34 protein-coding genes and 1 tRNA gene are annotated in these 26456 nt (G+C 59.5%); 13 read left to right on the plus strand and 22 right to left on the minus strand.

Annotated elements, in window-relative coordinates:
* The first annotated feature begins 4 nt into the window (after positions 1-4).
* From CW305_RS18895 to rimI, 4 genes are all read left to right on the plus strand, one after another.
* Positions 5-1246 carry a saccharopine dehydrogenase family protein gene (locus CW305_RS18895; protein WP_104098611.1) on the plus strand — a complete coding sequence of 414 codons (1242 nt, stop codon included), beginning with the start codon at positions 5-7 and terminating at the stop codon, positions 1244-1246.
* A gap of 345 nt (positions 1247-1591) precedes the next feature.
* Complete coding sequence (locus tag CW305_RS18905; protein WP_104098613.1) at positions 1592-3136, plus strand: 2-isopropylmalate synthase; 1545 nt, start codon at positions 1592-1594, stop codon at positions 3134-3136.
* On the plus strand, positions 3133-3942 hold the full coding sequence (locus CW305_RS18910; RefSeq protein ID WP_104098614.1) for an energy transducer TonB: 810 nt from the start codon (positions 3133-3135) through the stop codon (positions 3940-3942). Before CW305_RS18905 ends, CW305_RS18910 begins: the two co-directional genes overlap by 4 nt.
* 9 nt (positions 3943-3951) lie before the next feature.
* Positions 3952-4404 (plus strand): ribosomal protein S18-alanine N-acetyltransferase, encoded by a 453-nt coding sequence (gene rimI / locus CW305_RS18915; RefSeq protein WP_003281964.1) that lies wholly within the window; start codon positions 3952-3954, stop codon positions 4402-4404.
* 237 nt (positions 4405-4641) lie between these two features.
* On the opposite strand, the gene CW305_RS18920 is transcribed toward rimI, so the two are convergent.
* Positions 4642-5184 carry a hypothetical protein gene (locus CW305_RS18920; RefSeq protein WP_104098615.1) on the minus strand — a complete coding sequence of 181 codons (543 nt, stop codon included), beginning with the start codon at positions 5182-5184 and terminating at the stop codon, positions 4642-4644.
* Between the two features lie 180 nt (positions 5185-5364).
* Here CW305_RS18920 and otsB point away from each other — a divergent pair, with 180 nt between their 5' ends.
* The 5 genes from otsB (at position 5365) to CW305_RS18945 (ending at position 9399) form a co-directional block, all read left to right on the plus strand.
* On the plus strand, positions 5365-6141 hold the full coding sequence (otsB, locus tag CW305_RS18925) for a trehalose-phosphatase (protein ID WP_104098616.1): 777 nt from the start codon (positions 5365-5367) through the stop codon (positions 6139-6141).
* Between the two features lie 16 nt (positions 6142-6157).
* Entirely contained in the window at positions 6158-7573 is a 1416-nt protein-coding gene (otsA, locus tag CW305_RS18930) for an alpha,alpha-trehalose-phosphate synthase (UDP-forming) (RefSeq protein ID WP_015275953.1), read from the plus strand.
* A gap of 80 nt (positions 7574-7653) precedes the next feature.
* Positions 7654-8298: a carbonate dehydratase gene (gene can, locus CW305_RS18935; RefSeq protein WP_044316322.1), complete on the plus strand. Its 645-nt coding sequence runs from the start codon at positions 7654-7656 to the stop codon at positions 8296-8298.
* The gene (locus tag CW305_RS18940) at positions 8298-9197 is read left to right on the plus strand and encodes a DMT family transporter (protein ID WP_104098617.1); all 900 of its coding nucleotides are present in this window, start codon (positions 8298-8300) and stop codon (positions 9195-9197) included. The genes can and CW305_RS18940 overlap by 1 nt, the downstream gene beginning before the upstream one ends.
* Before the next feature lie 125 nt (positions 9198-9322).
* Positions 9323-9399 (plus strand) — tRNA-Met (locus CW305_RS18945).
* 88 nt (positions 9400-9487) lie between these two features.
* Here the strand turns inward: CW305_RS18945 and CW305_RS18950 are convergent.
* The 16 genes from CW305_RS18950 to CW305_RS19030 form a co-directional block, all read right to left on the minus strand.
* Positions 9488-9793, minus strand: a complete 306-nt coding sequence (locus CW305_RS18950; RefSeq protein WP_336604898.1) for an excalibur calcium-binding domain-containing protein — start codon at positions 9791-9793, stop codon at positions 9488-9490.
* 35 nt (positions 9794-9828) lie between these two features.
* Positions 9829-10134 carry a HigA family addiction module antitoxin gene (locus CW305_RS18955; RefSeq protein ID WP_104098619.1) on the minus strand — a complete coding sequence of 102 codons (306 nt, stop codon included), beginning with the start codon at positions 10132-10134 and terminating at the stop codon, positions 9829-9831.
* Between the two features lie 12 nt (positions 10135-10146).
* Positions 10147-10425, minus strand: a complete 279-nt coding sequence (locus CW305_RS18960; RefSeq protein ID WP_090522284.1) for a type II toxin-antitoxin system RelE/ParE family toxin — start codon at positions 10423-10425, stop codon at positions 10147-10149.
* Positions 10426-10479: 54 nt separating this feature from the next.
* A complete protein-coding gene (locus CW305_RS18965; protein ID WP_104098665.1) occupies positions 10480-11475 on the minus strand; it encodes a phage integrase in 996 nt (331 codons plus the stop codon).
* The gene (locus CW305_RS18970) at positions 11472-12752 is read right to left on the minus strand and encodes a hypothetical protein (RefSeq protein ID WP_104098620.1); all 1281 of its coding nucleotides are present in this window, start codon (positions 12750-12752) and stop codon (positions 11472-11474) included. Before CW305_RS18970 ends, CW305_RS18965 begins: the two co-directional genes overlap by 4 nt.
* A gap of 146 nt (positions 12753-12898) precedes the next feature.
* The gene (locus CW305_RS18975) at positions 12899-14077 is read right to left on the minus strand and encodes a zonular occludens toxin domain-containing protein (protein WP_104098621.1); all 1179 of its coding nucleotides are present in this window, start codon (positions 14075-14077) and stop codon (positions 12899-12901) included.
* Between the two features lie 12 nt (positions 14078-14089).
* Complete coding sequence (locus tag CW305_RS18980) at positions 14090-14416, minus strand: DUF2523 domain-containing protein (RefSeq protein ID WP_042926027.1); 327 nt, start codon at positions 14414-14416, stop codon at positions 14090-14092.
* Positions 14416-15789 carry a virulence factor TspB C-terminal domain-related protein gene (locus CW305_RS23805; RefSeq protein ID WP_245891008.1) on the minus strand — a complete coding sequence of 458 codons (1374 nt, stop codon included), beginning with the start codon at positions 15787-15789 and terminating at the stop codon, positions 14416-14418. Before CW305_RS23805 ends, CW305_RS18980 begins: the two co-directional genes overlap by 1 nt.
* Before the next feature lie 151 nt (positions 15790-15940).
* On the minus strand, positions 15941-16150 hold the full coding sequence (locus tag CW305_RS18995; RefSeq protein WP_042926026.1) for a major capsid protein: 210 nt from the start codon (positions 16148-16150) through the stop codon (positions 15941-15943).
* Between the two features lie 10 nt (positions 16151-16160).
* Positions 16161-16376 carry a hypothetical protein gene (locus CW305_RS19000; protein WP_015277797.1) on the minus strand — a complete coding sequence of 72 codons (216 nt, stop codon included), beginning with the start codon at positions 16374-16376 and terminating at the stop codon, positions 16161-16163.
* Complete coding sequence (locus CW305_RS19005; RefSeq protein ID WP_104098622.1) at positions 16373-16552, minus strand: hypothetical protein; 180 nt, start codon at positions 16550-16552, stop codon at positions 16373-16375. Before CW305_RS19005 ends, CW305_RS19000 begins: the two co-directional genes overlap by 4 nt.
* Before the next feature lie 15 nt (positions 16553-16567).
* Positions 16568-16948: a hypothetical protein gene (locus tag CW305_RS19010; protein ID WP_104098623.1), complete on the minus strand. Its 381-nt coding sequence runs from the start codon at positions 16946-16948 to the stop codon at positions 16568-16570.
* Between the two features lie 556 nt (positions 16949-17504).
* Complete coding sequence (gene pflM / locus CW305_RS19020) at positions 17505-17843, minus strand: lysogeny maintenance protein PflM (protein ID WP_104098624.1); 339 nt, start codon at positions 17841-17843, stop codon at positions 17505-17507.
* 39 nt (positions 17844-17882) lie between these two features.
* Positions 17883-18056 carry an Arc family DNA-binding protein gene (locus CW305_RS19025; protein ID WP_104098625.1) on the minus strand — a complete coding sequence of 58 codons (174 nt, stop codon included), beginning with the start codon at positions 18054-18056 and terminating at the stop codon, positions 17883-17885.
* Entirely contained in the window at positions 18053-18202 is a 150-nt protein-coding gene (locus CW305_RS23300; RefSeq protein ID WP_146067168.1) for a MerR family transcriptional regulator, read from the minus strand. The genes CW305_RS19025 and CW305_RS23300 overlap by 4 nt, the downstream gene beginning before the upstream one ends.
* 96 nt (positions 18203-18298) lie before the next feature.
* Positions 18299-18571, minus strand: coding sequence for a hypothetical protein (locus CW305_RS19030; RefSeq protein ID WP_037019588.1), 273 nt, complete (start codon positions 18569-18571; stop codon positions 18299-18301).
* Between the two features lie 452 nt (positions 18572-19023).
* On the opposite strand from CW305_RS19030, the gene CW305_RS19040 reads away from it, so the two are divergent.
* Together CW305_RS19040 and CW305_RS19045 are read left to right on the plus strand one after the other, a co-directional pair.
* Complete coding sequence (locus CW305_RS19040; RefSeq protein WP_104098627.1) at positions 19024-19353, plus strand: hypothetical protein; 330 nt, start codon at positions 19024-19026, stop codon at positions 19351-19353.
* A gap of 42 nt (positions 19354-19395) precedes the next feature.
* Positions 19396-20661: an ApeA N-terminal domain 1-containing protein gene (locus tag CW305_RS19045; protein WP_104098628.1), complete on the plus strand. Its 1266-nt coding sequence runs from the start codon at positions 19396-19398 to the stop codon at positions 20659-20661.
* Positions 20662-20924: 263 nt separating this feature from the next.
* Here the strand turns inward: CW305_RS19045 and CW305_RS19050 are convergent, their stop codons facing one another.
* From CW305_RS19050 to CW305_RS19060, 4 genes are all read right to left on the minus strand, one after another.
* On the minus strand, positions 20925-21218 hold the full coding sequence (locus CW305_RS19050; RefSeq protein WP_104098629.1) for an excalibur calcium-binding domain-containing protein: 294 nt from the start codon (positions 21216-21218) through the stop codon (positions 20925-20927).
* Positions 21219-21457: 239 nt separating this feature from the next.
* Entirely contained in the window at positions 21458-22348 is an 891-nt protein-coding gene (locus tag CW305_RS19055; protein ID WP_104098630.1) for a hypothetical protein, read from the minus strand.
* A gap of 263 nt (positions 22349-22611) precedes the next feature.
* Positions 22612-22977 carry a hypothetical protein gene (locus CW305_RS23305; RefSeq protein ID WP_146067170.1) on the minus strand — a complete coding sequence of 122 codons (366 nt, stop codon included), beginning with the start codon at positions 22975-22977 and terminating at the stop codon, positions 22612-22614.
* A gap of 86 nt (positions 22978-23063) precedes the next feature.
* On the minus strand, positions 23064-23960 hold the full coding sequence (locus CW305_RS19060; protein ID WP_104098631.1) for a LysR family transcriptional regulator: 897 nt from the start codon (positions 23958-23960) through the stop codon (positions 23064-23066).
* Between the two features lie 113 nt (positions 23961-24073).
* On the opposite strand from CW305_RS19060, the gene CW305_RS19065 reads away from it, so the two are divergent.
* Together CW305_RS19065 and CW305_RS19070 are read left to right on the plus strand one after the other, a co-directional pair.
* The gene (locus CW305_RS19065) at positions 24074-24502 is read left to right on the plus strand and encodes a VOC family protein (RefSeq protein ID WP_104098632.1); all 429 of its coding nucleotides are present in this window, start codon (positions 24074-24076) and stop codon (positions 24500-24502) included.
* Positions 24499-25086 (plus strand): glutathione S-transferase family protein, encoded by a 588-nt coding sequence (locus CW305_RS19070; RefSeq protein WP_104098633.1) that lies wholly within the window; start codon positions 24499-24501, stop codon positions 25084-25086. The genes CW305_RS19065 and CW305_RS19070 overlap by 4 nt, the downstream gene beginning before the upstream one ends.
* Before the next feature lie 60 nt (positions 25087-25146).
* Here the strand turns inward: CW305_RS19070 and CW305_RS19075 are convergent, their stop codons facing one another.
* Complete coding sequence (locus CW305_RS19075) at positions 25147-26415, minus strand: carbohydrate porin (protein ID WP_104098634.1); 1269 nt, start codon at positions 26413-26415, stop codon at positions 25147-25149.
* Positions 26416-26456 lie beyond the last annotated feature (41 nt).

The raw sequence follows: 26456 nt of genomic DNA on the forward strand, positions 1-26456 counted from the left end.
ACAATTGAAGAAAAACGTTCTTATCATTGGTGCAGGAGGTGTCGCCAAGGTGGTGGCCCATAAGTGCGCGCAGCACAACGACGAACTCGGTCGTATTGCTATCGCGTCGCGCAACATCTCCAAATGCCAGGCCATCATCGACAGCGTGCAAGCCAAGGGCGGGCTCAAGCAGCCCGGCGAAATCAAGGCCTATGCGTTGGACGCCATGGACGTGGAAGCGACCAAGGCACTGATTCGAGAAACCGAATCGCAGATCGTCATCAACGTCGGTTCTGCCTTCCTCAACATGTCCGTGCTGCGCGCCTGCATCGACACCGGCGCCGCGTATCTCGATACCGCGATCCACGAAGAGCCGGGCAAGATCTGCGAAACGCCACCGTGGTATGGCAACTACGAGTGGAAGCACCTGGCCGAGTGCCAGGAGAAGGGCGTCACCGCCATCCTCGGCGTCGGTTTCGACCCGGGCGTGGTCAACGCTTACGCTGCCCTGGCGCAGCAGGAATACTTCGACAAGATCGAGTCGATTGACATCCTCGACGTCAACGCCGGTTCCCACGGCAAGTATTTCGCCACCAATTTCGACCCGGAAATCAATTTCCGCGAATTCACCGGTCAGGTTTACAGCTGGCAGAACAGCCAGTGGACGACCAATCGCATGTTCGAGGTCAAACGCACCGACGACCTGCCGGTCGTGGGCGCACAGAGCCTCTACCTGACCGGCCACGACGAGGTGCACTCGCTCTCCAAGCACCTCGATGTACCGAACATCCGCTTTTGGATGAGCTTCGGCGAGCACTACATCAACGTCTTCACCGTGCTGAACAGCCTTGGCCTGCTCTCCGAGCAGCCGGTGCGCACCGCCGAAGGCCTGGAAGTGGTACCGCTCAAGGTGGTCAAGGCCGTATTGCCCGATCCCGCCTCGCTGGCGCCGGGCTATACCGGCAAGACCTGCATTGGCGATCTGGTCAAGGGCACTAAGGACGGGCAGCCTCGCGAGCTGTTCATCTACAACGTCGCCGACCATGAAGAAGCCTATGTCGAGACCGACAGCCAGGGCATCTCCTACACCGCCGGCGTACCGCCGGTTGCCGCCGCGCTGCTGGTAGCGCGTGGCGAGTGGGATGCGCAGCGCATGGTCAACGTCGAAGAGCTGCCGGCCCAGCCGTTCCTCAAGCTGCTCGATGTGATGGGTCTGCCGACTCGGATCAAGGATGAGCGCGGCGATCGGGCCTGGGATCAGGCTTGATCGGCTGCGCGTCGGCCCTGCTGCGTTAAAAACAGGCTCGGAATGCTCATTTACAGCAGTAAACTCCGCTTCCTCGCCTGTTTTTGCCTTGCATGGCTCTAGCTCGCTCGATCAGCCCAAAGCCCGCCTAAAGGCGGGCTTTGTGTTTTCTGGCGTAGGGTGGAAAACGCCGAAGGCTTTTCCACCGACGGGGAACGCTGGTGGAAAACGCTTCGCGGTTTTCCACCCTACGCTGCAACAACCCAAGCCAAACGCAGCTTCGCCTTCCCGCTTTGTTCATTTCACGCGACAATCCGCGGACTACAGCGCCCCCTGAGAGGCGCTCGGCAGCCGTGAGGATTTCCTATGAGCAGCAATGATCGCGTCATCATCTTCGACACCACCCTGCGCGACGGCGAGCAGAGCCCCGGCGCGTCCATGACCGGTGAGGAAAAGCTGCGCATCGCCCGTGCGCTGGAGCGGCTGAAGGTGGACGTGATCGAAGCGGGCTTCGCCATCGCCAGCCCGGGCGATTTCGCCGCGGTGAAGCTGGTTGCCGACAACATCAAGGACAGCACCGTGTGCAGCCTGGCGCGCGCTGTCGATGCCGACATCGAGCGTGCCGCCGAAGCACTGGCCGGCGCCAACTCCGGGCGCATCCACACCTTCATCGCCACCAGCCCGATCCACATGCAGTACAAGCTGCGCATGCAGCCGGACCAGGTGGTCGAGCAGGCGGTGCGTGCGGTGAAGAAGGCGCGCAGCCTGTGCGCCGACGTGGAGTTCTCCTGCGAGGATGCCGGGCGCTCGGAGATCGATTTCCTCTGCCGCATCATCGAGGCTGCCATCGACGCCGGTGCGCGTACCATCAACATCCCGGACACCGTCGGCTATGCGATTCCGCACCAGTACGCCGACACCATCCGCCAGCTGCTCGAACGCATCCCCAACGCCGACAAGGCAGTGTTCTCGGTGCATTGCCACAACGACCTGGGCCTGGCCGTGGCCAACTCCCTCGCGGCAGTCGTCGCCGGTGCGCGGCAGGTGGAGTGCACCATCAACGGCCTCGGCGAGCGTGCCGGCAACGCCGCGCTGGAAGAGATCGTCATGGCGATCAAGACCCGCCAGGACCTGCTCGATGTGCACACCCGCATCGAGACCGAGCACATCCTCGCCGCTTCGCGCCTGGTGTCGGGCATCACCGGCTTCCCGGTGCAGCCGAACAAGGCCATTGTCGGCGCCAACGCCTTCGCCCACGAGTCGGGCATCCACCAAGACGGCGTGCTCAAGCACCGCGAGACTTACGAGATCATGTCCGCCCAGTCGGTTGGCTGGAACGCCAACAAGATGGTGATGGGCAAGCATTCCGGCCGCGCCGCATTCCGTTCGCGTCTGGATGAACTGGGCATCCTTTTGGAAGGCGACGAGCTGAATGCCGCGTTCGCCCGCTTCAAGGAGCTGGCGGACAAGAAGCACGAAATCTTCGACGAAGACCTGCAGGCGCTGGTCTCCGACACCCTGGCCGACGAAGCGCCTGAGCACTTCAAGCTGGCCACCCTGGAAGTCGCGAGCAAGACCGGCACCATCCCCGAGGCTAAGCTGGTGCTCAGCGTCGACGGCGCCGAGCGTAGTGCCCAAGCCCAGGGTTCCGGCCCGGTCGATGCAACCTTCAAGGCCATCGAGGCGATTGCCGATTCTGGCGCCACGCTGCAGCTGTATTCGGTCAACGCCATCACCCAGGGCACTGACTCCCAGGGCGAGGTCACCGTGCGGCTGGAGAAGGGCGGACGCATCGTCAATGGCAACGGCGCCGATACCGATATCGTCGTCGCCTCGGCCAAGGCTTACCTCAACGCGCTGAACCTGATGCAGGTCGGCGCCAAGGCACATCCGCAGGTGGAAGGCGTTTGATCAACGAAGCCCGGCGTCGCGCCTACCTCGACGCCATGCAGGTAGCCAGCTGGCTGCCGCGTACTGAGCTGCCGTTCGCCGCACCGTCGCGGCCGGAGTTGCTGTTGCCGGTCGCGGCCGAAGCGGAGCCAGAGATTGCCGCTGCACCTGTAGCAGAGGTGTCCGTGGCCGCTCCAGTTGCGGAGCGGTCGGCCGCAGCGCCGGCAGTCGAGCAGCCGCAAGCGCCGCGCCCACGTATCGCCATGCCGGAACCCAAGCAGCCGGAACCGGTTGCTGCTGCGGCGGTAGAACAGGCGGCCGAACCTGCCAAACCCATCGAGCCACCGCCACGTTTCTCGCTGCAGCTGATGCGCGCCGGCAACGTGTTGCTGGTGGTGGAGTTGCCCACCGGCGAATCCTTCCAGAGCCGCGACCCGGCCTACATCCTGCTCAAGGACCTGCTGCGCGCCGCACGTCTGCCGGACAAGCCGCAGCAGGTCGGCGATGGCGAGCCGATTCGCTGGCCGCTGCTGAACAAGGGCAGCCTCGACCAAGGTGGAGAAGCCGCGCGTGATTACGTGCAGGGCGTGATGGCCGCCGAGCTGGAAAACATGTGCTGCGATTGCATCTGGCTGATCGGTCGTCCGGCGCTGCGTTTCGCCGGTGAAGTGGATGTCGACGCCTGCTATCGCGAACTGGCTGTCGAAGGGCTCGGTCGCGCACTGGCGATGCCCGGCCTGGAACAGCTGATGGAGCAGCCGGCCGCCAAGGCCGAGCTGTGGAAAACCCTGCGCCGCAGCATGCCGCGCTGGCACATAGGTTCATGAGTACGTGTGATGAGTGATGCTGTCAGCTTCCGCCCGATGACCGCGGCGGACATCGAAGCCGTGTTGAAGATAGAGTACGCCGCCTTCAGTCACCCCTGGACGCGCGGCATCTTCAACGACGCGCTGAGTGCCTACGAGTGCTGGGTGATGTTCGAGGGCGAGCAGCAGGTCGGGCACGGTGTGATCAACCTGATCCTCGACGAGGCGCACCTGCTCAATATCACCGTCAAGCCGCAGAGCCAGGGCCGCGGCCTCGGTCTGCGCCTGCTCGAGCATCTGATGGAGCGTGCCCGCGAACGCGGCGGCCGTGAATGCTTCCTCGAAGTACGTGCGAGCAACACCACGGCCTATCGGCTTTACGAGCGTTATGGCTTCAACGAAGTCGGCCGGCGCCGGGCCTACTACCCGGCGGCAGATGGGCGTGAAGATGCGCTGGTGATGGCCTGTACGTTGCTGGATTGATCGCTGCAGGCCGAGGCTCCGGCGGCCGGCAGCTCGCTGCCGCCCACGTCTCGCAAACCCCGATCTCCGACTGTCGCCGCTCGTAGGGTGGATCACGCTTCACCGATCCACCGTGTTCGCGTCAAGGTGGTTGTAAAAGGCGACATCCACCCTACATCTACGAAGTCAGTCGAGACCGCCTTATGAGCTCCGGGGCCATGTCGCTTCCGCCTACCGAGTGCGGCAAATGGCTCCGCTCTATTCCCCCGGCCGCTTGTCCCGTCCCGAATCCAGTGGGGCTTCGCCTTCCAGTTCTTCGTCCGACAGCACACTGTCGTCCTCGCGCAGTACCGCATCGCCACCGCTGAGGCCGGTGTCTTCGTCGCCATTGGCGGGGCCGTCCCAGGGTTTGCCGTCAAGCGGGTCGTAGCGGCCGAGTTCGGCCTCGTCGAGATCCACATCGGCGCCGATTTCATGCTCGGAAACCACGCTCAGGTCCTGATCGGCCGGCTCGCCATGGCCGCGTTCGCTCGGCGAGCGTGCGCCGTCCTCGGGGATCAGCGTTTCCGGTGCCATGTCGTCCATCGTGGTCTCGCCATCCGGGACTTCACCCGCGGTCATGCCTGCTTCGGCGGCGCGTTCGGCGGAGAACTCGTCGGCCACCTGTTCACCGGGCACTTCGTCGCCGATGCGGCCCTTGCGCTCGTCACGGCGCTGATCGAAATCGAGCTGTTCGATGGAGCCCATGCGGTCTTCGGTGTTGTCGATTTCCGTTGGGGTGTAGGGTTTTTGATCGCTCATGATCGTCTCCTGTCAGAACGTCGGTCATGCAGGTTGTGACCCGGCTGCCCTGGGAAGATTCAGGGCTGTCGGCTGGCCGATAACGCCATTCGGGTCCATCCTTTCCTGCGGCCGTAGATGCCTGAGCGTCTTGAGAAAAAGGGGACGAACCACCGCGCGTGATCCGGAGTCCTACTCTGCATGAATGATCAAAACGACCAACCCGCGCCAGAGCCTCGGCGCTACGCCTTCTTCTTCGATGTCGACGGAACGCTGGCTGAGATTCAGCCCCGACCGGAACTCGTCTTCATTCCACCGGCCACCCTCGCGGCCCTGGAACGCCTGCATGCCAGCGGCATTCCCGTCGCCGTGATCTCCGGCCGACCGCTCGTGCAGCTCGATGCGCTGCTGGCGCCCTTGCAGCTTCCCGCCGCTGGCGTCCACGGTGCCGAGCGCCGTGATGCCACGGGTGAGCTGCGCAATCTGGCACTCGACAATCAGGCGCTGGCGCGCATCCAGCGTGAGTTGCAGCAGGCCTGCAGCGAGCATCCCGGCCTGCACCTGGAGAACAAGAGCGTCGCCTTTGCCCTGCATTTCCGTCAGGCGCCGGAGCTGGAGGAGGTTGCCCGCACACTCGCCGAAGACTTCGTCCAGCGTTACGCCGAGGTACTGACCCTGCAGCCCGGCAAGTGCGTGTTCGAACTCAAGCCCCGCGGCGCGAGCAAGGGCGAGGTGATCCGCGCCTTCATGCAGGAAGCGCCGTTCGCCGGCCGCACTCCCGTGTTCCTTGGCGACGATCTCACCGACGAAGCCGGCTTTGCCGCCGTCAATGCGCTCGGCGGTCGATCCATCAAGGTCGGCGACGGCCCCAGCGAGGCCCGCGAACGGGTGGCGTCGGTGGCTGCCGTAGGCAGCTGGATCGAAGCGCTGCTGAACGAACCCGGTGTGCCGGCCGAACCCAGAATAAAACCCGACTAGAGCGAGATTTACTGCCATGAGCCGTTTAGTAGTGGTTTCCAACCGCGTGGCGCCAATCAAACCGGGCAAGGTAGCCGCCGGAGGGCTGGCCGTCGGTGTCTACGATGCGCTGCGCCAGGCCGGTGGCATCTGGTTCGGCTGGAGCGGCGAGATCAATGCAACGCCAGCCATCAATACCGAGGAAGTGGGCAACATCACCTATGTCACGCTGCCGCTGAACAAGCGTGACTACGATCAGTACTACCGCGGCTTCTCCAACAACACGCTGTGGCCGATTTTTCACTATCGCATCGACTTGGCGCGCTACAGCCGCGAAGAGTACGACGGCTACCGGCGGGTCAACGGCATGCTGGCCGAAAAGCTCAAGCCGCTACTCAAGCCCGACGACATCATCTGGATTCACGACTACCACCTGATCCCGTTCGCCGAGGCCTGCCGGCAGCTGGGCATTCGCAACCGCATCGGCTTCTTCCTGCACATCCCGTTTCCCGCACCGGAAATCCTCACCGCCATCCCGCCGCACAACGAGCTGCTGAAGACCCTCTGCTACTACGACCTGATCGGCTTCCAGACCGACACCGACCGCCTGGCCTTCCAGGACTACATCACCCGCGAAGTGCGCGGTGTGATCGAGCCGGACGGCAGCTTGACCGCCTACGGGCAGAACTTCCGCGCCGGGGTGTACCCGATCGGTGTGGTGCCGGACGAAATCCAGAAACTTGCCGAAGGCTACAAAGGCCGAGCCCATCCCATGCGCCGGGCGAGCGACGCGACGCGCCAGACCATCATCTCGGTCGACCGCCTGGACTACTCCAAGGGCCTGGTGGAACGCTTCCGCGCCTACGAAGAGTTTCTCGACCGCTATCCCAAACACCGCAACAACGTCGAATTCCTGCAGATCGCACCGACCTCGCGCTCCGACGTGCGCACCTATCAGCACATCCGCGAACAACTCGAAAGCCAGGCCGGGCACCTCAACGGGCGCCTCTCCGATCTCGACTGGACGCCACTGCACTACCTCAACAAGAGCTACGACCGCCGCGTGCTGATGGGCCTGTTCCGCACCGCCGACGTTGGCTTCGTCACGCCGCTGCGCGACGGCATGAACCTGGTCGCCAAGGAATACGTCGCCGCGCAGGACCCGGAAGATCCCGGCGTGCTGGTGCTGTCGCGCTTCGCCGGCGCCGCACGCGAGCTGACCTCCGCGCTGATCGTCAATCCGTACGACTGCGTCGGCATGGCGGAAGCGCTCGACCGTGCCCTGAGCATGCCGCTGGCCGAGCGCAAGGACCGCTACGAGCACCTGATGCGCGCCATTCGTGCCGCCGATCTGGATGCCTGGCGTGACAACTTCATGCGTGACCTGCGCTCGTTCGTCTCCCAGCCCAGCACCACGGTCATCGAAACGGAAGAACTCGTCGAGCCAGATTGAACGCCCGCGCGAGCCGGCCTTGCTTGTCAAAGGCCAGGCCGGCTCGTAAGGTGCGGGGCCGAACCATAGGGACAACGTAGATGAGCGAGCTGGAACCGCTGTTCGAGAACAACGCCCGCTGGGCCGAGGCCATCAAGGAAGAAGACCCCACCTTCTTCGAGAAACTGTCTAAGCAACAGGCGCCGGAATACCTGTGGATCGGCTGCTCCGATGCCCGCGTGCCCGCCAACGAGATCGTCGGCCTGTTGCCGGGCGATCTCTTTGTTCATCGCAACGTCGCCAATGTCGTGCTGCACACCGACCTCAACTGCCTGTCGGTCATCCAGTACGCGGTCGACGTGCTCAAGGTCAAACACATCCTCGTCACCGGCCACTACGGCTGCGGTGGCGTGCGCGCCTCCATGCGTGACGACCAGCTGGGCCTGATCGACGGCTGGCTGCGCAGCATCCGCGACCTCTACTACGAGCATCGCGTGCACCTGTCCAAGCTGGCCAGCGAAGAGGAGCAGGTCGACCGCCTCTGCGAGCTCAACGTCATCCAGCAGGTCGCCAACGTCAGCCACACCACCATCGTCCAGAACGCCTGGCACCGCGGCCAGCCGCTGGCCGTGCATGGCTGCATCTACGGCATCAAGGATGGCCTGTGGAAGAACCTCAACGTCACCGTCAGCGGGCTCGATCAGCTGCCGTCGCAATACCGCCTGCGTCCGCTGCGTAACGCCTGATGAACAGCCGCCACGCCCCGGCATTCGCCGGTCTGCTCATCGCTGTGCTCTGCTGGAGCGGCAACGCGCTAGTGGCACGTGCCTTCTATGACCAGATCCCGCCGCTGAGTCTGTCATTCTGGCGCTGGGTGCTGGCCACCACGCTGCTGTTGCCCTTCGTCGCCAAAGGCATCTGGACGCACCGCGCCACCTTGCGTGCCGCCGGCTGGCGCCTGCCGGTGATCGCCGCGCTCGGCATCGCCAGTTATAACTCGCTGCTCTACACCGCCGCGCAAAGCACCGAGGCGATCAACCTGACACTGGTGAATACCTGCCTGCCGCTGGCAACCTTCATCGGCGCGGGTTTTCTGCTTGGTGAATGGCCATTGCGGCGCGCCTGGTTCGGCATGTCCGTGGCGGCGGCGGGGCTGCTCTACCTGATCAGCCGTGGCAGCTGGCAGACCTTTGCCAGCCTGTCGTTCAAGGCTGGCGACCTCATCATGCTGCTCGCCGTGCTGGTGTGGGCGCTGTACACGCTGCTGCTGCGGCGCTGGTCCGGTTTCCTCACTGTGCCACCGCTGGTGCTGCTCGGCGTGCTGATGCTGCTGGGCGTGCCGCTGATCCTGCCGTTCTACCTGTACGAACTGAGCCGGGTAGGGGGCTTCGCCGCCACACCGGCCAACCTCGGCGCCATCGGCTACACCGCCGTGTTCGCCTCGCTGATCGCCTACCTCGCCTGGAACCACGGCGTAAAAGTCGTCGGCGCCGCCAAGGCCGCCATGGCCAGCTACCTGATGCCCGTCTTCACCGCACTGCTCGGCTGGCTGCTACTCGGCGAGGCCCTGCAACCCTTCCACTGGATCGGCGGCACCCTGATCTTCGCCGGCCTGCTGCTGGCCACGCGGCCGTCATTTCGCTAGCGGCGCCCCACATGGCGCATCCTAGGCGCCATGGACCGTTCGTAACTAACCGTTTGAAAAGGATAAAAAATCTGCGGAGCCAGGGTTGACAGCCCAAACCGACCAGAGAATAATGCGCGCCACTTGGCTACATAGCTCAGTTGGTTAGAGCGCAGCATTCATAATGCTGATGTCCCAGGTTCAAGTCCCGGTGTAGCCACCAGACAAAACAAGGGGTTAGCGAAAGCTAGCCCCTTTTTTGTTTGTGCCGGTGACTACAAAGTGACTACGGCTAGACTACAGGCCGCTTTTCAGCGGCAATGCTGTTGCTCGCACGGAACGCCGTCCATATTTCCGTCCATTTTTGTGCCCGGGCAGTTCCTCAGGAAGAAGGTAGCTTCTTCGCAGGATCTCATCTGCGAACAATGAGTGCGGCCGTCACATGAGTAAGAGGGTGTCGCTACTTTGGGAAAGCTCGTAGCTGTTTTAGCTGGTGCAGCTGAACTCGAGTAAGCCGTAGCGCTAGAGCGCCCTTCATCGGGTTTGAGATAGAAATGCCAAACCGCCGCGCCGATCATTAGGGCAATCAATAAGTTTTTCATCGTGAGTCCTTTCATAGTCGCTTTCGCTTTGGGGCGCAGACGGTAAATATTTAGCCGGTTGCTCGCAATGGCTCGATCTCGTGTTCGATCTCTTCGCCGTTTGCTGCATAGGTAGTTGCCAAGGCGTAGTCGGATTGCAGGTTCATCCAGAACTGTGCGGACGTATCGAAGTAACGGCCCAAACGGATAGCCGTATCGGCAGTAATGCCGCGACGCTCGCGCACGATGTCATTGATGGTCGGCGCCGACACATGCAGCGCACGAGCAAGGGCTGCGGGAGTGATGCCCAGCGGCTCCAAGAACTCTTCGCGCAGCACTTCACCAGGGTGAATGGGGCGCATGCCGTTGATTGCCATGTAGCCACCTCCTCAGTGGTAATCGACGATTTCGACCTGCATCGGGCCTGCGTCCGTCCAAACAAAGCAGATCCGCCACTGGTCATTGATCCTGATGCTGTGCTGCCCGGCCCGGTTGCCCTGCAGCAGCTCCAACCTATTACCGGGTGGAGAGCGCAAGTCGCGCAACTCTGTGGCCGCATTGAGCATCGCGAGCTTCCGCGTTGCGACAGTCAGAATGTTTCCCCAGCGCCTGGAGCTTCCTGATTCAAACAGGGACCGGGTTTCATCGCATCGGAAACTCAGTATCACGCTTTAATCCTTAACGTTAAGCGTTAATGAATCATACGCCTATTGGCTACTTCGTCAACACGTGCCAATAGCGTGGCCGGCTTGAGTTAGCGGCGAGAGACGCAGTGCCGACTCCAGGTGATCCGGCGACAGGTGCGCGTAGCGCATGGTCATCGTGATCGACGAGTGCCCCAGGATTCGTTGCAGGCCGAGAATGTCGCCACCGGCCATCATGTAATGACTCGCGAACGTGTGCCGCAGGATGTGGGTCATCTGGCCCGGGGTGTCGAAGCCGCAACGCTTGTAGGCACACCGGAAAGCCGACCGGCAGGGCATGAATAGCCGACCGTTTCCAGGCATCCCCGCCTTCAACGCCAGATCCTCAACATCCTTCGGAATCGGTACGGATCTCGACTGCCGATTCTTGGTTCGGTGGAAGTGAGCCTTACCGCCGTAGATCGCGGCACGGGTCAGCGACTCGGCTTCGTCCCAGCGGGCACCGGTAGCCAAGCAGAGCAGGGCGACGGGGTAGGTGTGATTGTTGGTGGAGCGTTTGCACTCTTCGAGCAGCTGGCGGATCTGCGGCAGGGTAAGAAAGGTCAGCTCTACCTGATCCGTCTTGATCTGACGGACATTGGCGAGCGGGTTCTTTCCTACCCAGGCACCGAGCCGGATCAGTTCCGAGAACACGGCGGACAGGTAGCGTTGCTCATGGTTGACGGTATTCGGAGACGCCACTTTCAACCGCTGTTGCCGATACCGCGCCCACGCCAGTGCGTCAAAGGACGAGACGAGTGGATCGCCAAGCCGTTTCGCGATCGCCAGCGTTCTCGACAAACGTGTCTTCTCGTCCTTGAGCGTGCAGCCGTGCAGCTGATGCCAGAGATTAACCAGATCCGATAGCCGATCATCCATCGGTCGCCCGGTTTGCGTCAGGCTTTTGAAGAAATCCGTTTCGTAGCGTTGGGCAGCGGCTTTGGTTAGAAAGCCTTTCTTGCGGATACGGCGTCCGCTTCTCCCGTTATCGTAGAAGTCAGCCGTCCAGGTCTTACCGTCCTTACGTGCCGTCATATAGCGCGACCCCATCGCACATGCCGTTCCTGGAGCAGGTTCTTTATGTGCTTGTACAGGTCCCGCTCCGTCATATCCTTCGAGGCGTAGTGATCGCGAATCACCGGCCAGCATTCCCATTCCTTCAATCGATCAAATGCGGTCTTAGCGCCCACTCGCTCCCGTGCCAGCAGGCTTACGAAGTTTCCCAGGAACAGTTCCACGTTCTTGCCCGAGAAGCCCCGTGAGGTCTTGTAGTAGCGCTTGTATTCCGTTTCATCGACCAGCGAATCGACCGGCACATCGACACGAATGTCATCGCGGATCAGCGTCCAAATCGGCTCGAAATAGCCGGGGCGGGCAAGCAGCTTGAACTGTCCCAAACCGTAGCGCCACAGGCCGTCCAGATGGGCTGAGAAGGCGGCATAGGAGTCCGTTTCGAGGGCTTGGCCGGTCTTTGCGTCAATCGAACCACTGGCGAACTGCTGGATGACCGAATGGTGATAGCGCAGCTCGACGCGCCATACGTCTTGGGTCGGGTCATAGTTGTCGGGATCGGTCGAATCGAACGAATCCCGGCGACGCCAGACGCTTTCCCAGTAGTCGAGTTTGTCTTGGGAGCGAGCCTGGATTGTCTTGTTGTAGATCCCGAGCTGTACGCCACCAGCGGAGCCGAACAGGAAGGATTGCCCCCGACCATAGGTGGCAGCTTCCATGGTCCATTGAATCTCCTTGATGCCCGAAATATCGCGGTTTGCGCGAGCGCGACAGTGCATCCGAGCGGTCAGATCTGCCGGGGGCGTCCAGCCTTGCAGATCCAAGGCGAGGTGGACGGCGCATTGGTTCCGCTCGCGGTGCGTCATCACGGCTGCGGCGTAGTAGTCCATGCGCTCTTGCAGACGCTCAGGCGACAGGGCGTCGATAGCGTGGGGTGAAACTTCGATTTTCAGGTGTGGGCCGATCTGGTCCAGCTTCGCGTTGAAGTTCTTGATGAGCAGAATGAACCCGAGGTCGGCATTCTGGAGCTTGTACTGGTAGCCCGAGTCCCGGCCAACACGACCGGCGTGCCAGAACTCACCGGCAAACTCGACCATGACGCCCGGTTTCTCAAACAGCGCCATGACCTCGGGACGGATCAGTCCGCGGTACAGCTGGCGGACCGTATCGACGCCGCAGTGCAACAAGCGGACGTTGGATAGATCGGCTATCCGGGCTGTGCCCGGGTCAACGAACAACCGGCTTCGGCTGTCTTCCAATCCGGTCAGGAGGTCGATTCGTTTGAAGTCTTTATTGGCCATTCTGTTTCCCCTTCACTATGGGTTACTAAGGTTGTTCGGTTGGATTTATCTGACGTGCTACAGGGACGTCAGCGTGCGCGTTTGCACGCCGGCTCGTGCCTCGCCGTGCGTGCAAAGAGCGCGGAGCGCACGCGCGCTGACGGTCATCACCACAGGAAACGCCCCTTCTCATAGGGCACCCGCGTGACGGTGGTTCCGGCTTGCTGCTGGCTCGGTTGATAGGCTGGCGAGGTGGAAGGTGGTGGCTGCTGGTTGCGCTGATCTTGCGGCGAGCCACGGTCGGGCTTGGTGTCGTCGAAGTAGCCGTTCTGCACGACCGACATGCAGAAGCCGAACGACACTTCCAGGCGCGTGCCTTGCTGGGTGTTGCACCGGCACCCCGTCAGCCCTTCATCGCTGTCACCGACCTGCATGCGCTTGTAATTGCGGGCGATCAGATCGCGGTCGGTGGTGGCGATGCACACGGGCTTGGGGAAGGTTTGCGGGCCGGTCAGGCCGTCATACACCGGCGCCGATGCTGGCAGGTCCTGCACCCTGGGTACGCGCCTGCCCAGGTACTGCTCAACGGTGAGCGGCGCGGCCTGTTCGGCGTTGGAGGCGCTTGGCCGGATGAAGGCGCCGACCGTATCGCGCACCTGATCGACCATGCTCCCGGCCGGCGCGCTGCTGGTGGCTTCGAGCGCGACTTTCTCGGCGTTGTAGCGCTCATAGGCGCGATAGACGAGGATGCCCGCACCGATCAGCACGCAGATGGCCAAGATGAACTTGGTGGGCACCTTGGCCTGGAAGTGGTGCTTGGCGTTGGTGCTGGTGTAGGCGCCGAAGTAGCGCTTATCCAGGCGCAGCGACTTCTTGTCGGCATCCTTGAAGCTGGTTTTCAGCTCGACTTTTTCCACCACCACTTCCGACTCGAAGCGCAGCAGCTGGGCGGACTTGAAGACGCGCCAGTAGTGGATGTGCGTGTTGCACAGCCGACGCAGGTGCACATCCAGATAGCGCGGGTCCTGGGTGACGAGGTGCACTTCGTGGCCCTGGTGGCGCATGGTCTCGAAGCGGGTGATGTGCTCCGGTGGCCGCGCCCTGGGATCGCGTGAGCCGAACCAGCCCTGCGCTTCATCGACCACGATGATCGAGTCGTTGGGCAGCTCGAACCACTTCTCGGGGTCTTCGAACTCGAACCACTGCGCTTGCAGCTGATCGGGCTTGAGGCCGTTGATGTTGTGGTAGTAGACAACCCGGCCTTCGGCGTGGGCCTTCTGGTCCACTTCGCGGATGGTGTTCAGGGTCTTGCCATGGCCGGGCTTGCCGGTACGGATAACGAGCATGACGGCGCCTCCTTATGCGTCGATGGAGGTGCCGCCCGGCTTGCGCCAGACCTGATTCCGACGGCGGTCAGTGGCCTTGTCGATCCCGGCGAGCATGAAGCGTGTCGAGATGGCGGCAAAGTACAGGTTCACCACCACATCGAACTTGGCCAGCCCGAGAATCCCCTGGATCACCGGGCCGACATCGCCCATCAGCCCGAACAGATAGTCCTGGGCTTGGCCAATGATCATGTTGAAGCCGACATAGGTCACGAAGCCGAAGCCGAGGATCTTCAGGACCATCTTCACCAGTGGGCCAAGGATGATGACGAGCATCTGCACGATGAAGAGAAACTGCATTACTGACCTCCTACGGAGCGGCCCACGTACAGGGCAGCCAGGACGGTAGCGACAGCGACGAACAGGCCGCTCAAGTCATTGGCGGCGCGGCATAGCGGCTCGTAGCTGATTTCGAAGGAACGCCCGCCACTGGTGCGCAGGCTGAAGGTTTCCGCAGCGGGACAGCTGGCCGGAAGGAAGCGGGTGCCCTGGTTGACGAAGGTCGGCAGTTCGATCTCGCTGCTGCCTTCGTCGAGCTTGAACTTGTCGCCCTGCACAGCGGCTTCGATGGCGGATTCGTGCTTCTCGAAGTCGGCCTGTTCTTCGGCGTGGCAACGCAGTTTCTTTTGCTGGCGGAGGATCGCGCACTGGACGGCATCGCCCGTGCACTTGATCTCGGCGTTACAGGCTTCACCCTCTACGCTGGGCTTACCGCATTTGTTTGGGTCCTTGGCCGGGTCGCATTCGGCCTCGCCATCGCCTTCACCTGATCCATCGCCGTCACCACTGCCATCGCCATCACCCGAGCCGTCTCCAGAACCATCACCGGAGCCATCACCACCGCCGTCTCCTTCGCCATCCCCATCACCGTCGCTATCACCGTCCCCGTCGCCGTCATCACCATCGCCGGGATCATCAGGGTCGGGGTTCTCGGTGTCGTCACAGCCACCGACCTCGACTTCGGGATCACATGGCGGGGGCGGCTCCTTGCTGCAAAAGGTGCCGTTCCAGGCGTAGCCGTCTGGGCATTGGTTGTCAGGATCGGGCGTTGGGGTTTCGTCAGGGTCGGTCTGCTGGCCCGGGTTGCCCGGTTGCTTGCGGGTGTCTTCGTTGCACTGGATGCCGTTGCCGGTATAGCTGTAAACGCCAAAGACCCCGGAAGGGTCGCCGCTGCTGTAGACGTAGACGTTGCTGGCCGGCGTGAAGCCGAAGGCGTACTGGCAGCTATTGGCGCAGACCGAGCCCGGCGGATCGATCACCGGCTGGCCAACCGCTTCTTTCATCTTGTGTTCGTGGGTAACGACCTGGCCGATGGTGGCTTCGCAGGCGTTAGTCGGTGCATCGCACTTTCCAGTGGCAGGATCGAACACGCCGCCAGAAGGGCAAGTATCACCAAGGCGCAGAATATTGGACGAGGCTACCCGGCTAGAACCGGAGTTCTTATAGGTGACTCGGCATCTCCACTGCGTTTCAGTTGTTCTGGTGAGTTCTTGAGCAACGGATGTATTAGAGGCTGTCTCATAAAGGCCCATGTAGTAATTACATGCAGCGGGCGGATCAGAAAACTGTCCGTAATCGGAACCGGCTGACAGGGTCCAGTAGTAGTCGGCCGACCAAACAGGCAAAGCCCATGTGAACAGAAGAAAAGCGATAGCGACCGAAATCCGTTTCATCCTCACACCCGCCCAAAAAACACGAGATAGAACGCCAGGGTGGTCAGGATCAGGACGTACAGTTCGTAGCTCATTGGCGTTTCCCTGGAAGAGAAAACCCCGCCGGAGCGGGGTTTGTTTGCTTCGGCACATGCAGTGCGCAAAACCCCGGTTACAGGGCGCGGCGCATGTACTTGAACGCCATCGCGGCGATGATCACGGCGAAGACGGCCCAGCCGATGGTCCCAACGTCGGTGCCCGCGGTGTCGAGGGCTTCGGTGGCTTCGGCCGGGACTGCCGCGTAGACGGAGCCGGCAGCAGCCGAGAGAGCAACGGCAGCGCCGAGGCCAATTTTCTTGATGAAGTGCTTGTTCAGTTGCATGGTTGATACCTCACTGTTTCAGGGCTTTTTTCAGGACCAGGAAGCCGAACACGGTGGCGAACAGAACAATCGCTTCGCCTTGCAGCTCGGAGACTTGGTCCCAGGTCAGTGCAGAGCCGTAGAGGCTTTGCATTTCCTCGACCGTGAGGGCGACCAGCGAGCCGGAGCAGATGGGCGAACCATCGGCGCCTTGCAGCCAGTCACCGTCACAGGCGAGGAAATTCATTCGCCGGCCTGCTCAAGGTCGGCAGTTGCTTCGGACGGTTCGCAGTCAGGGCAGACGGCGAAGTGGGGCGGCAGGCTGAGGTCGGGCAGCAGGTCGCTTTGCGGTGCGGGCAGCGCCATGAGCTTGCCCATGTCGTTGCCGCAGCAGTCGCAGTACACCCGGTCATCGATCAGCATGGCCGCCCCTCCCGGTTAGTTGGCCTTGGCCGCGTCCGGCTGGGTGCCGGCTGGCTTGGCGGTTAGGGTCGGTTGCTGGGTCGGCTTGGTGGCCTGGGTGGCGGGCTTCACCGATTCCAGATGCAGGCAGAGATTGTTGCCCTTCTGTTTGCCGGCTCGGGCGATCTCGAAGTGGATGCGCACGGTTTCCAGCGGCTCGAAGTTGGCGCCCGAGGCAAACACTTCGTCGGCTACTTCCAGCGGAACATCCATGCTGACGATGGACAGGCCGTTTTCGGTCTGGCCGTCCGGCTCATCGCCATAGAAGACTTTGACGATCTTTACTTCGCTGCCGTTTTGGCTGAAGGCGAGTTTCTGAGTGCCGAGAAATGCAACTTCCATAGTCGAACGTGCCATCTTGTGTTTCCTCAGTTAGTTGCGCGTTATTGCGCGGTTTGCCTTTTGCGGGCCGAGAGAGCCCGAGCAGAGGAACTGTAAAGTTCGCCTCTTGCCTGGGTTTACGCGGCTTACAACGGGTTTGTGGTACTAGTTATACACGCTTGGAAAGCGTTTTTATCATCGCTAAACAACTTTCATAGTTGCCGTTAGTTCATGGAATACAGTGGAATAGTCAGGTGTTTAAACTTTCACACTATTAATTCCATCGATAGTTCATTAACACCAAGGGCTCTGCCCTTGTCATCCCGCTCTTGCCGCCGAGGGCTCGGGAGCGCGGGGCGGTGAAGCTGCCCCTCACTCACGAGCGGAGGCTATTCCTGTTCGTGCAGGGTCAAGGGTGCGCTCCGCCCGTGCTTCCGTTCGCCGGATCGGTGAAGCGTGATCCGACGAGCCGGGAGCGCGGCCCTGGACCTGATCAAATCCGAGTCGCGGCATGGCTGTGAGAATTGCTCCGATGGCTACCACCGTCAGTGACTGGCTAAGCACGAGCAACACGGTGATGACGTTCATGCGCTCACCCCACCAGCTCGAACGGTTTGTGAATCGGCACATAGGGCGTTGGCTTGCCCGAGTCGTAGATAACGCTCCACCACTTCGCGGGGCGGGCGGGTGGCGTGTGCTTCTCGCAGATAAAGGCCGGTTCCACTGTCCAGTCCGAGACCAGAGGCTTCCAGGTTCCACCGACGCAGCCCATTTGCAGCGTGCGAATCGGCCGCGCAGAGGCGGGGCGGCATTGGGCGCAGCGTGTGGACGGGGAGGGAGCGGGGGTCGCCATTTCGCGTTTGGACCAGCAGACAGAGCAGTCGCAGTCCGGTGCGTGCGGAAGACGTAGATAGCTGGTCGGCTTCGACATAGGTCATCCCATCCCCTGGCTTTCCATAAACGGTGCGGATCATTCGGAGCGCTCCTGTTCACTGGTGCTGGGCGCAACCTGGGCGAAGGACGCTTCCAGGCGGATGACGATTTCGGCGTTCAGGGAGCGGCGTGCAGCCCAAGCGGACCGCTCGACCTGGGCGCGGAGTGCAGCAGGCATGCGCAGCTTGAATTGCTGGTCTGTGCGGCTCATGGGTTTACCCCCGGGAAACGCACCAGACGGGTGTTGCCCAACTTCACGCTCTCGACGGCGCCAGTTCTGACCCAGCCAGCGACCATATCTACGGATACACCGGCCAGAGCGGCGAAGGCGGCTTGCGTATAGAGAGGAGGATTCATGCGGTCCACTCCTGTTCCAGCAGGCAGCTACGCAGCAGCACGATAGAGTCGGGTCGCACCAATGCCGGGAAGAGAAGGAATTCGCAAAGGATGACGCTATTCATCGGCGTAATCCCCCTGGCAGAACACAGACTTGCCGCGCTCGATGTCGCGGCGGATGCGGTGCAGGTTGATGACGCGGCGGCGGCCGATCTTCACGGTTGGGAGGGTGTAGGTTTCCACCCAGCCGCGCACCACGTCTTCGGTGATCTGCTCGACGCCCATCATTTCAGCCAGCACGTACTGCGTGCAGAACGGCGCTTCCCTGAAGCTGACGATCCGTTCGGCTTGGCCTTCGATGGTTAACCCCACTACACCAGACTGTTCCATGTGTTTACCCCCTATAATCCGTGAACGCACTTAAGCAGGTGTGGAATATTTCAACTGCATGAGTGGAATAATACCATCGCCATGGGCGGGTGGAATATTTCAACCGATCCTTTTTAAGATCTTTATGGAATCAACTCACGATAGGGTTAGGCTTTTTCTCTCTAAGGTTGGCCATCGAGAGGTCGCCGAGGCCACGGGGATAAAGGAAGAGCGCTGTAAAACGATCAGGTACGACAAGAGAGCGAATCTGAGAACAAGCGAACTGGACTTGATGGCAGATCGCTACCCTGAATACTCTCTCTGGCTGAGAACCGGGCGGATAGATCCCGCTAGGGGAGAGATCAGCCCGGACTACCACGAGGCCAACCGAAACTTGGCCAATCCAAACGCGGGATAGCGATCACACAGGAAGTAGCTAGGCGCTGGTACGCCCGAAGGAGTGGAGAAGACCAATGAAACGGATTTTGCTGGCACTGGCCCTAATCGCAAGCCCCGCCTTGGCGGAAGAATCCAAACCCATTGCCACCCAAGTTGGTGACGCAATGCGGCCTGCTGCCGAAGCCTATGGCAAGGCAGTATCCCGCTGGACTGACGAATTCTTCGCCGGTTCGAAGGGAATGCTGGGCGACGCTGCCCGCGCCAACCTTAAAGCCCGAGATCAACGTGAACGCGAAGCCAATCGCGGGGTTCGGCGCACCATGAAGGAATGCATTAAACCTGGAAACGTAATTGATGACGACGTTAGGGAATGCATCGAAGGATTAAGAGGAAAAGATTGGTAACCACTGCCTAATCAGCGCGAAACCAATGTAGAGCACCTAGAGATGAAAGAAGAGCAAAAAAAAGCGGCCCTAGGTAAGTTTTGGATAGCAGGTAAAAGCGCAGATACATCTAGGGTTGGCGTCTTAACGCTAGAGAAAGAAGGGGCAAAGATTGTACTAGAGGGCTCACTAACAGGGCGAGAGCAGATAGTAGATAAAGTGATTTTTGGCGTATTGGCTGAGGGGGCCGAAAAAATAACGCTATACAATTCATTTACAACTAAATACACCGTAACTGGGTCTGGCGACGAAAATTCGACCACTATTATAGAGTCGACAGAGGCAGTGATAGGCGCTCATAAAGAAAGTCCGGAGTTCTACGGGATACAGTTTAGAATTCCAGAAAGCGCAAAGTGGTTTAATGATAAAACTTTCGAGCGCCAAAATTTCAGCAGCGAAGAATGCGTCATAAGTTTTAAGCCTTATGAAGAAGAAGAAATACAAATCAATGACAGCCTACAATTAATAAAGAGCTATCGGTCTCAAATAAATATGGTGTGCAGGGGTGTCGAAGAACTTACCATAAAGAAAGAGCTTTATTTCCAAATTTTATCAAAAGAAATCCTGGCTACAGACAAGCTTTTTGACGAGCTGAGACATTTCAAGCGCTTTATAGAGTTTGCCTGCCAAATCCCGCTTGAACATGCGGACATGTCTCTGATAGATGACGGCAATGAGCGTTGGAAAACACACCGGCTACATGTGAGCAGTATTTTTCAGAGACAAAAGAAAAAGCTTGATCACAACACTGTACTCTTGCATGTAAACTCTCTGCCGAAAGAGATCGAAAAAGTAATCTTAAAATGGTTTGATCTAAAGATTTCGCATAAAGAACCAATAGATCGATTCTTTGACGCGCTGGATCATGATAACTCAAGTAACGTACTGTCGTTCCTTTGGCGGGTGTCTGCTATAGAGGAGATGCACAAGATCAAAACTGGCGAAAGAGGAAGGTCCCCTAGCCTTAAAGAAAGGCTAGAAGCTGTATGCAGCAGATGGAGAGAGCTTATAGATGTGAAGGAGCTTGACCACCATCTGAAGAAAATAAAGGATACGAGACATTATTATGCCCATGGCGCAAGTGACTTAAGAGAGAAGTCTGCACATGACTGGACAATGATGCGCTATAGTTATTTCTTGGTTGGGCTTTTCAATCTGGAAATGCTCAGCTTAATTGGATATTCAGACAGTGAAGTCATAAAAATTGCAAGATCACATTTTTGGATGGAAGAGTACTTATCCTTGTCGATGTTCCCAGGAAGTGATTAGTAACTAGCACGAGAGCGTGTCGCCTCGGGTGACTACATCGGCAGCATTTTCTGAAATGCTTTGGTGCAGTGAGGTGGGGAGGCAGGTGCATAGCCCATTTTCTGGGACTTTCTGGCTCAGTAGGGCGCTACACAAGCGATTCATAATGCTGATGTCCCAGGTTCAAGTCCCGGTGTAGCCACCAGACACAGAAAGGCGGTTAGCGAAAGCTAACCGCCTTTTTTGTTTTGGCTGGAGATTACCGCTCGCCGACTCGCCCCGCTTCAGCGGCAATGCTGCTGCTCGCACGGAACGCCATCCATATCCCCGTCCATGGTGGTGCCAGGGCAGTTCCGAAGAAAGTAAGTCGCTTCTTCGCAGGATCGCATCTGCGAGCAATGCGTGCGCCCGTCGCATGAGTAAGCGCGAGGCGCTGGTTTGGTGAAACTGGTAGCTGCACTAGATGGGACTGTCGATGCGGGGTAAACCGTGGAGCCAGCCCGCTGCCCTGCATCAGGCTTCAGGTAAAAATGCCAAACCGCCGCACCGATCATTAGCGCAATCAGCAGGTTCTTCATTGTGAGTCCTTTCAGCTATCGTCGAGAGGCGCGGACTGTAGATAATCGTACGGCTGCTCGCAATGTCTGGTTTTTGGTTGGCACAACGTTCCGGACTTGATGATGGTGGGCCGCTGAAAAATAAATCTGTCCCCTTTGTTTTCGGGAAGTAGCTAGGCGCTGGTGCGCCCGTACGTAGGTCAAGAAGGCACCGACAGCAAAGAGAAATTTCTAGGCTGTCGGCATAAAAAAAGTGGGGGTTAAGTAAATTTCAAATTCATTTGAGCTTCAAAAATTATCAAGTCGCTTTCCTCGTTGCTCCTCATTGCGGCAACTAGTTTAGGATCAATTGTTATTTCCCCATCTTGGTCTACACGAATTCTATCCGGGTAATTGCTTAATATTAAATCGGATAGGCCACGGCTGAAGCCGTCTTTTATCATTTTTATTTTTGTATCGTTAGTTGTTCCATACTTTATTGTTTTGTAGAAGTCTGGGTCGACCGCTTCAACCCCGTTCATGACCTCAACGAATCTAAAGATATGGTAATCAAAAAAGTCTTCTTCTTCTTTGATTCTAACTATGGCGAGGTTGATCTTTTCCTTTTTGGATTTGGTTGACACGTCAACCCAGTGTTCATTAAAACTCTCATTGTAAGAAGTGTCGCCCCACTTTCCAACATAAATGAGGGTTGATCTCTGGTTTTGGGAGAGCTCATCCCAGTGTTTTATATACTGATAAATTATTTGCTTTACCGAGTATTTTTTGATTTGCCAGTCAAGCATCATTGCGTAAAATTTACGCGCCGACTCCTCCTCAAGTCGAGAAAGTTCACTATAGCCGCGTGACTCATCAAAATAATCAATAAAGCATTGCTTGATAGCAAGCATTAAAGATGTGGAGTCTTGGATCTGGCCGTGAGTCTCAATAAATAGAGAAAGTTCATTTTCTATTTCTTCCTCGGCATCAAATACGTCGATTTCTCCTATGCCATTTGCTAGCAAGAGCCTTCCCACCTCTGTGGTCACATATTTGCACTCGCGATCATCCACTATGCCTGGCTGTAGGTTTTCAAGCCTCTCGACTGCGTCTTCGAATTTTTTGGAGTTTGAGTCGTCAATATCCGTACCTTCAAGGAGAACATTTTTCAAGCTATCTTGGTCTTCTTTGGATACATTAACAGTTTTCTGATAGTAGCCCTCAAGGTCTGATCCTTTGCGGGTGTAACCATCTACTCCTAATAAATATATGCTCGATTCAAGTCGTTTAAGTGCTGTAGAACCTTTTGCTGAAAAAACCTCGCTGAAGCGGTTAACCCTGCCAACTAGGTTCTTAAATTGAGAAGGCGATAGAAGATTTGCACCTTTGCGGTGGTCAATAAGGAATAGTTTTTCAATGGGCAGGTTGACCCCTTCTAAAAGGTTGCGCTACAAACCAGATACTTAAGTTTCTTTGACTTCGAAAATGTATTCTCTAGGTAGAGTCGGACAGTGTCGGCTATTGAGCCATGATGATACATAACCCCGCGACGTAAGCATTCGATAATTAAGTATTGGCTGTCAAAGTTATCTGAAAGCTCGCCGCATGCTTTATCTATTATTGGGCATTGTACTTTGGGGAGCCGTTGAGCTAGCGACCAGGCAAAAGATTCAATGTTTTTAGGTTTGTTGCCGTAAATAATGGTTTTTGAAAGCGCTTCACCTAGGGAAGGTCTGAAAAAGCCGCCTGTTTTTTGACCGACTTCAGCCCTTGCCGATTTTGAAAGCGGCAAATCGATCAAAACCCGCCCGATCACCCGCTCATTTCTTGGTTTTTAGCCGCTGCGAGCTTTCAACAGAATCGGTCGAAAGCAGCCAGCCTCGATTCCTAACCCAACCCCGGCAAACCCCTCTCCAACCTCGGACAAACCCACTCCACAAACGCCCGCACCCTTGGCGATAGCTGCAAGGCGTGCGGGTAGACGAGTTGGATTGGTAAATCCTTCGGTTCGTAATCCTTAAGCACTCTTACCAGACGACCATCAGCCAGTTCTTCGGCGACCTGATAGTGCATCAGCCGCGTGATGCCGAGGCCTTGCACGCAGGCCAGGCTGGCGGTGCGGATCTGGTTGCAGGTCAGGCGTGGGGTGATTTCTTCCGCCTGTTTCTTTTCGCCGTGGCGGTAGTACCAGTGGCGGCCCTGGGCGGCGAAGAGGATGCAGGCGTGGTCCTCCAGTGCTGCCGGGGTGTCGATGGCGGGGGCGGTGCTCAGGTAGTCGGGGCTGGCGCAGGTGACCAGCCGGGTGCTGCCGATCTGTCGGGCGACCATGGCCGAGTCGGGCAGGTGGCCGATGCGCAGGGCGAGGTCGAGGCGTTCGTCGAGCAGCGGGACGATCTGGTCGCTCAGGTTCAGCTCCACCCGGATCTCTGCATGTTCCTTGAGAAAGTCATTCACCAACGGCGCGACGTAACGCTGGCCGAATTCCACTGGCGCGGTGATGCGCAGCAGGCCGCGGACGGCGCCGTCGCTGGCTTCCAGGCGCTGCTCCATGTCGGCGAAGTCCGCCAGCATGCGCCGGCTCCAGGCCAGGTATTCCGTGCCCTCGTCGGTGAGGGCCATGCGCCGGGTGCTGCGGTTCAGCAGCCGCACGCCGAGATGGCGCTCCAGCGCGGCCAGTGAGCGCACCACCGATGCCACGGATTGCCCGGTGGCATCGGCGGCCGAGCTCAGGCTGCCGTTGTCGACGATGCGAACGAAGTTGGCCATTGCTTTGAGCTTGTCCATTGCCACCCCGGGATTTGTGCGATTGCTGCATAGATGTTGTCAGGCCGGCGGCATAGGTGAAACCCGCAGGGCGGCTGACACTTCAGGGACTGAGGTCTTTTGGAGTTTCGCACATGAATCAGTCAGCCAGCCCCGCCCGCATTCTCGCCTATGACCACATCGGCATTCGTGTCAGCGACCGGCCGCGGGCGATGGCCTTCTACCAGGCGCTGGGCTTCGTCGAGAGCGCCAGCTTCCCGCTGTTCGAGGCTAACGAAATGCTCAGCCCGGATGGCGTGCGCATCAATCTGATCTTCAACGATGCGCGTGCGGCTGATGCGCACAACGTGCTGCTGGATGCGCCGGTCAAGCGGCCCGGCATGACCCATCCGGCCTTTATCGTCGATGACCTCGCGGCGCTCCAGCATTGGCTCGAGGCGCAGAACATCGTCATCACCGAGGGGCCGCATCCCATCGGCCCGCGGCGGATCGCGCTGTTCATCCGCGACCCGGACGGCAACGTTCTCGAATTCAATCAGCTCATCAGAGAAGGTGCGCAATGAAACTGTACGACCTGGGTCCATCCGGCAACTGCTACAAGGTGCGGCTGTTCGCTGCGCTGGCAAATATCGACCTTGAACTGGTGGCCGTAGATTTCGCCAATGGTGCGCACAAGAAGCCGCCGCTGTCCGAGCTGAACCCGCTGGGGCAGCTGCCGATTCTGGATGATGGCGACCATATCGTCCGCGACTCGCAGGCCATTCTGGTTTACCTCGCCGGCGCATACGGCGGCCTGGCGTGGTGGCCGGACAACCCGCGCGGGCAGGCGGAGATCGTGCAGTGGCTGTCCTTCACCGCCAACGAGATTCAGCAGAGCCTGAATGCGGCGCGGCTGGTGCAGAAGTTCGGCTACCCGCTGGACAAGGCCGCGGCGCTGGCCAAGGCACCAGCAGTGCTCAAGCTGCTGGACGATCATCTGCAGCGCCACGACTGGCTGGCGATCGACCGACCGACCATCGCCGATTGCGCGGTCTACCCCTATGTGGTGCTGGCGCCGGAAGGGGATGTGGATCTCACGCCATACAGCCACGTCACCCGCTGGATGGAGCGGCTGGAAGCGTTGCCGGGTTATCTGCCCAAGCCCTGACCTGCAGGCGCTCGCTGCCGACAGGCGACCCGGTAAGCCGGGCCGCCCCTTGCCGCGTTATCAGAAGCTGACCACCGTCTTCAGCCCTACGACCACCACGTCCTCCGCCTCGTCGAAGCCGCCGGGGCGGTGGAAGTACTGGACGTTCGGCGTCAGCGAGATGGCCGGCGTGAGGGCGACGCGGTAGTAGAGCTCGGCGGGGTACTCCACGTCCGGCACCGGCTCGCCCTGTTCGCGCAGGTGCTTGCGGGCGTCGTCGTTGATTTCCAGGCGGCCGAGGCCCAGGCCAAGTTCGTCATGCGGGCGCGAGGCGAAGGGCGCGGAGAGGATGCAGCCAACCTGCCAGATGCGCTCGATATAGGTCACGTCCGGGTCGGACTGGATGAAGTTGGCGAACAGCTTCAAGCGTCGCTCGGCCACCGCGCTGCTCTGCCAGAGCTGCTGTTCGGCCATCAGATAGCCGCCGGTGGCCTTGTCGTGTTCGGCGGCTGGCGCGCCGGAAAGCGCCATCGGCCGGCCGGCAGCGTCACGGTAGATGTCCTCGAAGTCGCCGGTATTGCGCCAGAGGCCCAGGCGATAGTTGCCGGGTTGACCGGAGAAGGTTGGCGTCCAGCCCAGTTCGGCGACCGCATGGTAGCCAGTGGTGCCGGACGGGCTACCGAAATTCAGGCCCTGCTCGCGCTCGGTGAAACGCGGATTGACCTGATAAAGCGCGGTTTGCAGCGACCATTCTTGATCCAGCTGGTAACGCGCGGTGGCGCCCCACTGGCTGATCGGCCAGGTGAACCAGTTCGGCGTGACATAGCCGGGCACCGTGCCGCAGAAACCGAGGTTCTGGAACGGGCAGGCGAAGGGGAATATCTCGCCGCTCATGGGCAGGCGGCCGAGCTTGATCAGTAGGCGGTCGTCCAGTAGCGCCTGCTGGTAATAGAACTGCACCAGCCGGGTGACGCTGCCGTAGCCATGGATTTCCTGGGGTTGCAGCAGGACGCCGAGATCGGCCTCGGCGTTGAGGTTCTCGCCGTTGCGGTTGACCACGCTGAAGCGGAAACCAGCGCCGGACCAGCCCAGCAGTTTCTCCAGGTCCAGCGCGGCATCGAACATCAGCTGATCGGAGTAGGTGCCGGTGTGGTCATCGCCGCCCTGGGTATTCCAGGCCAGTTCGTTGACGTAGGTGATCTGCAGGTCGACGCCGGCCTCATGCAGACGGGTACGGCTGCCGTTCCAGTCGCCGAAGAGGAACTGATCGGGTGAATAATCGGCCGCGTGGGCAGAAGTGAACAGGCAGGCGGCGAGAACGCCGCTGCCGAAGCGCAGGCTTGTTGTCATTGTTCTGATCCTTCGGATGTAACGATGCGGGGTGCAGCGAA

Origin of the sequence: Stutzerimonas kunmingensis (assembly GCF_002929225.1) — a bacterium.
GTDB lineage: Bacteria > Pseudomonadota > Gammaproteobacteria > Pseudomonadales > Pseudomonadaceae > Stutzerimonas.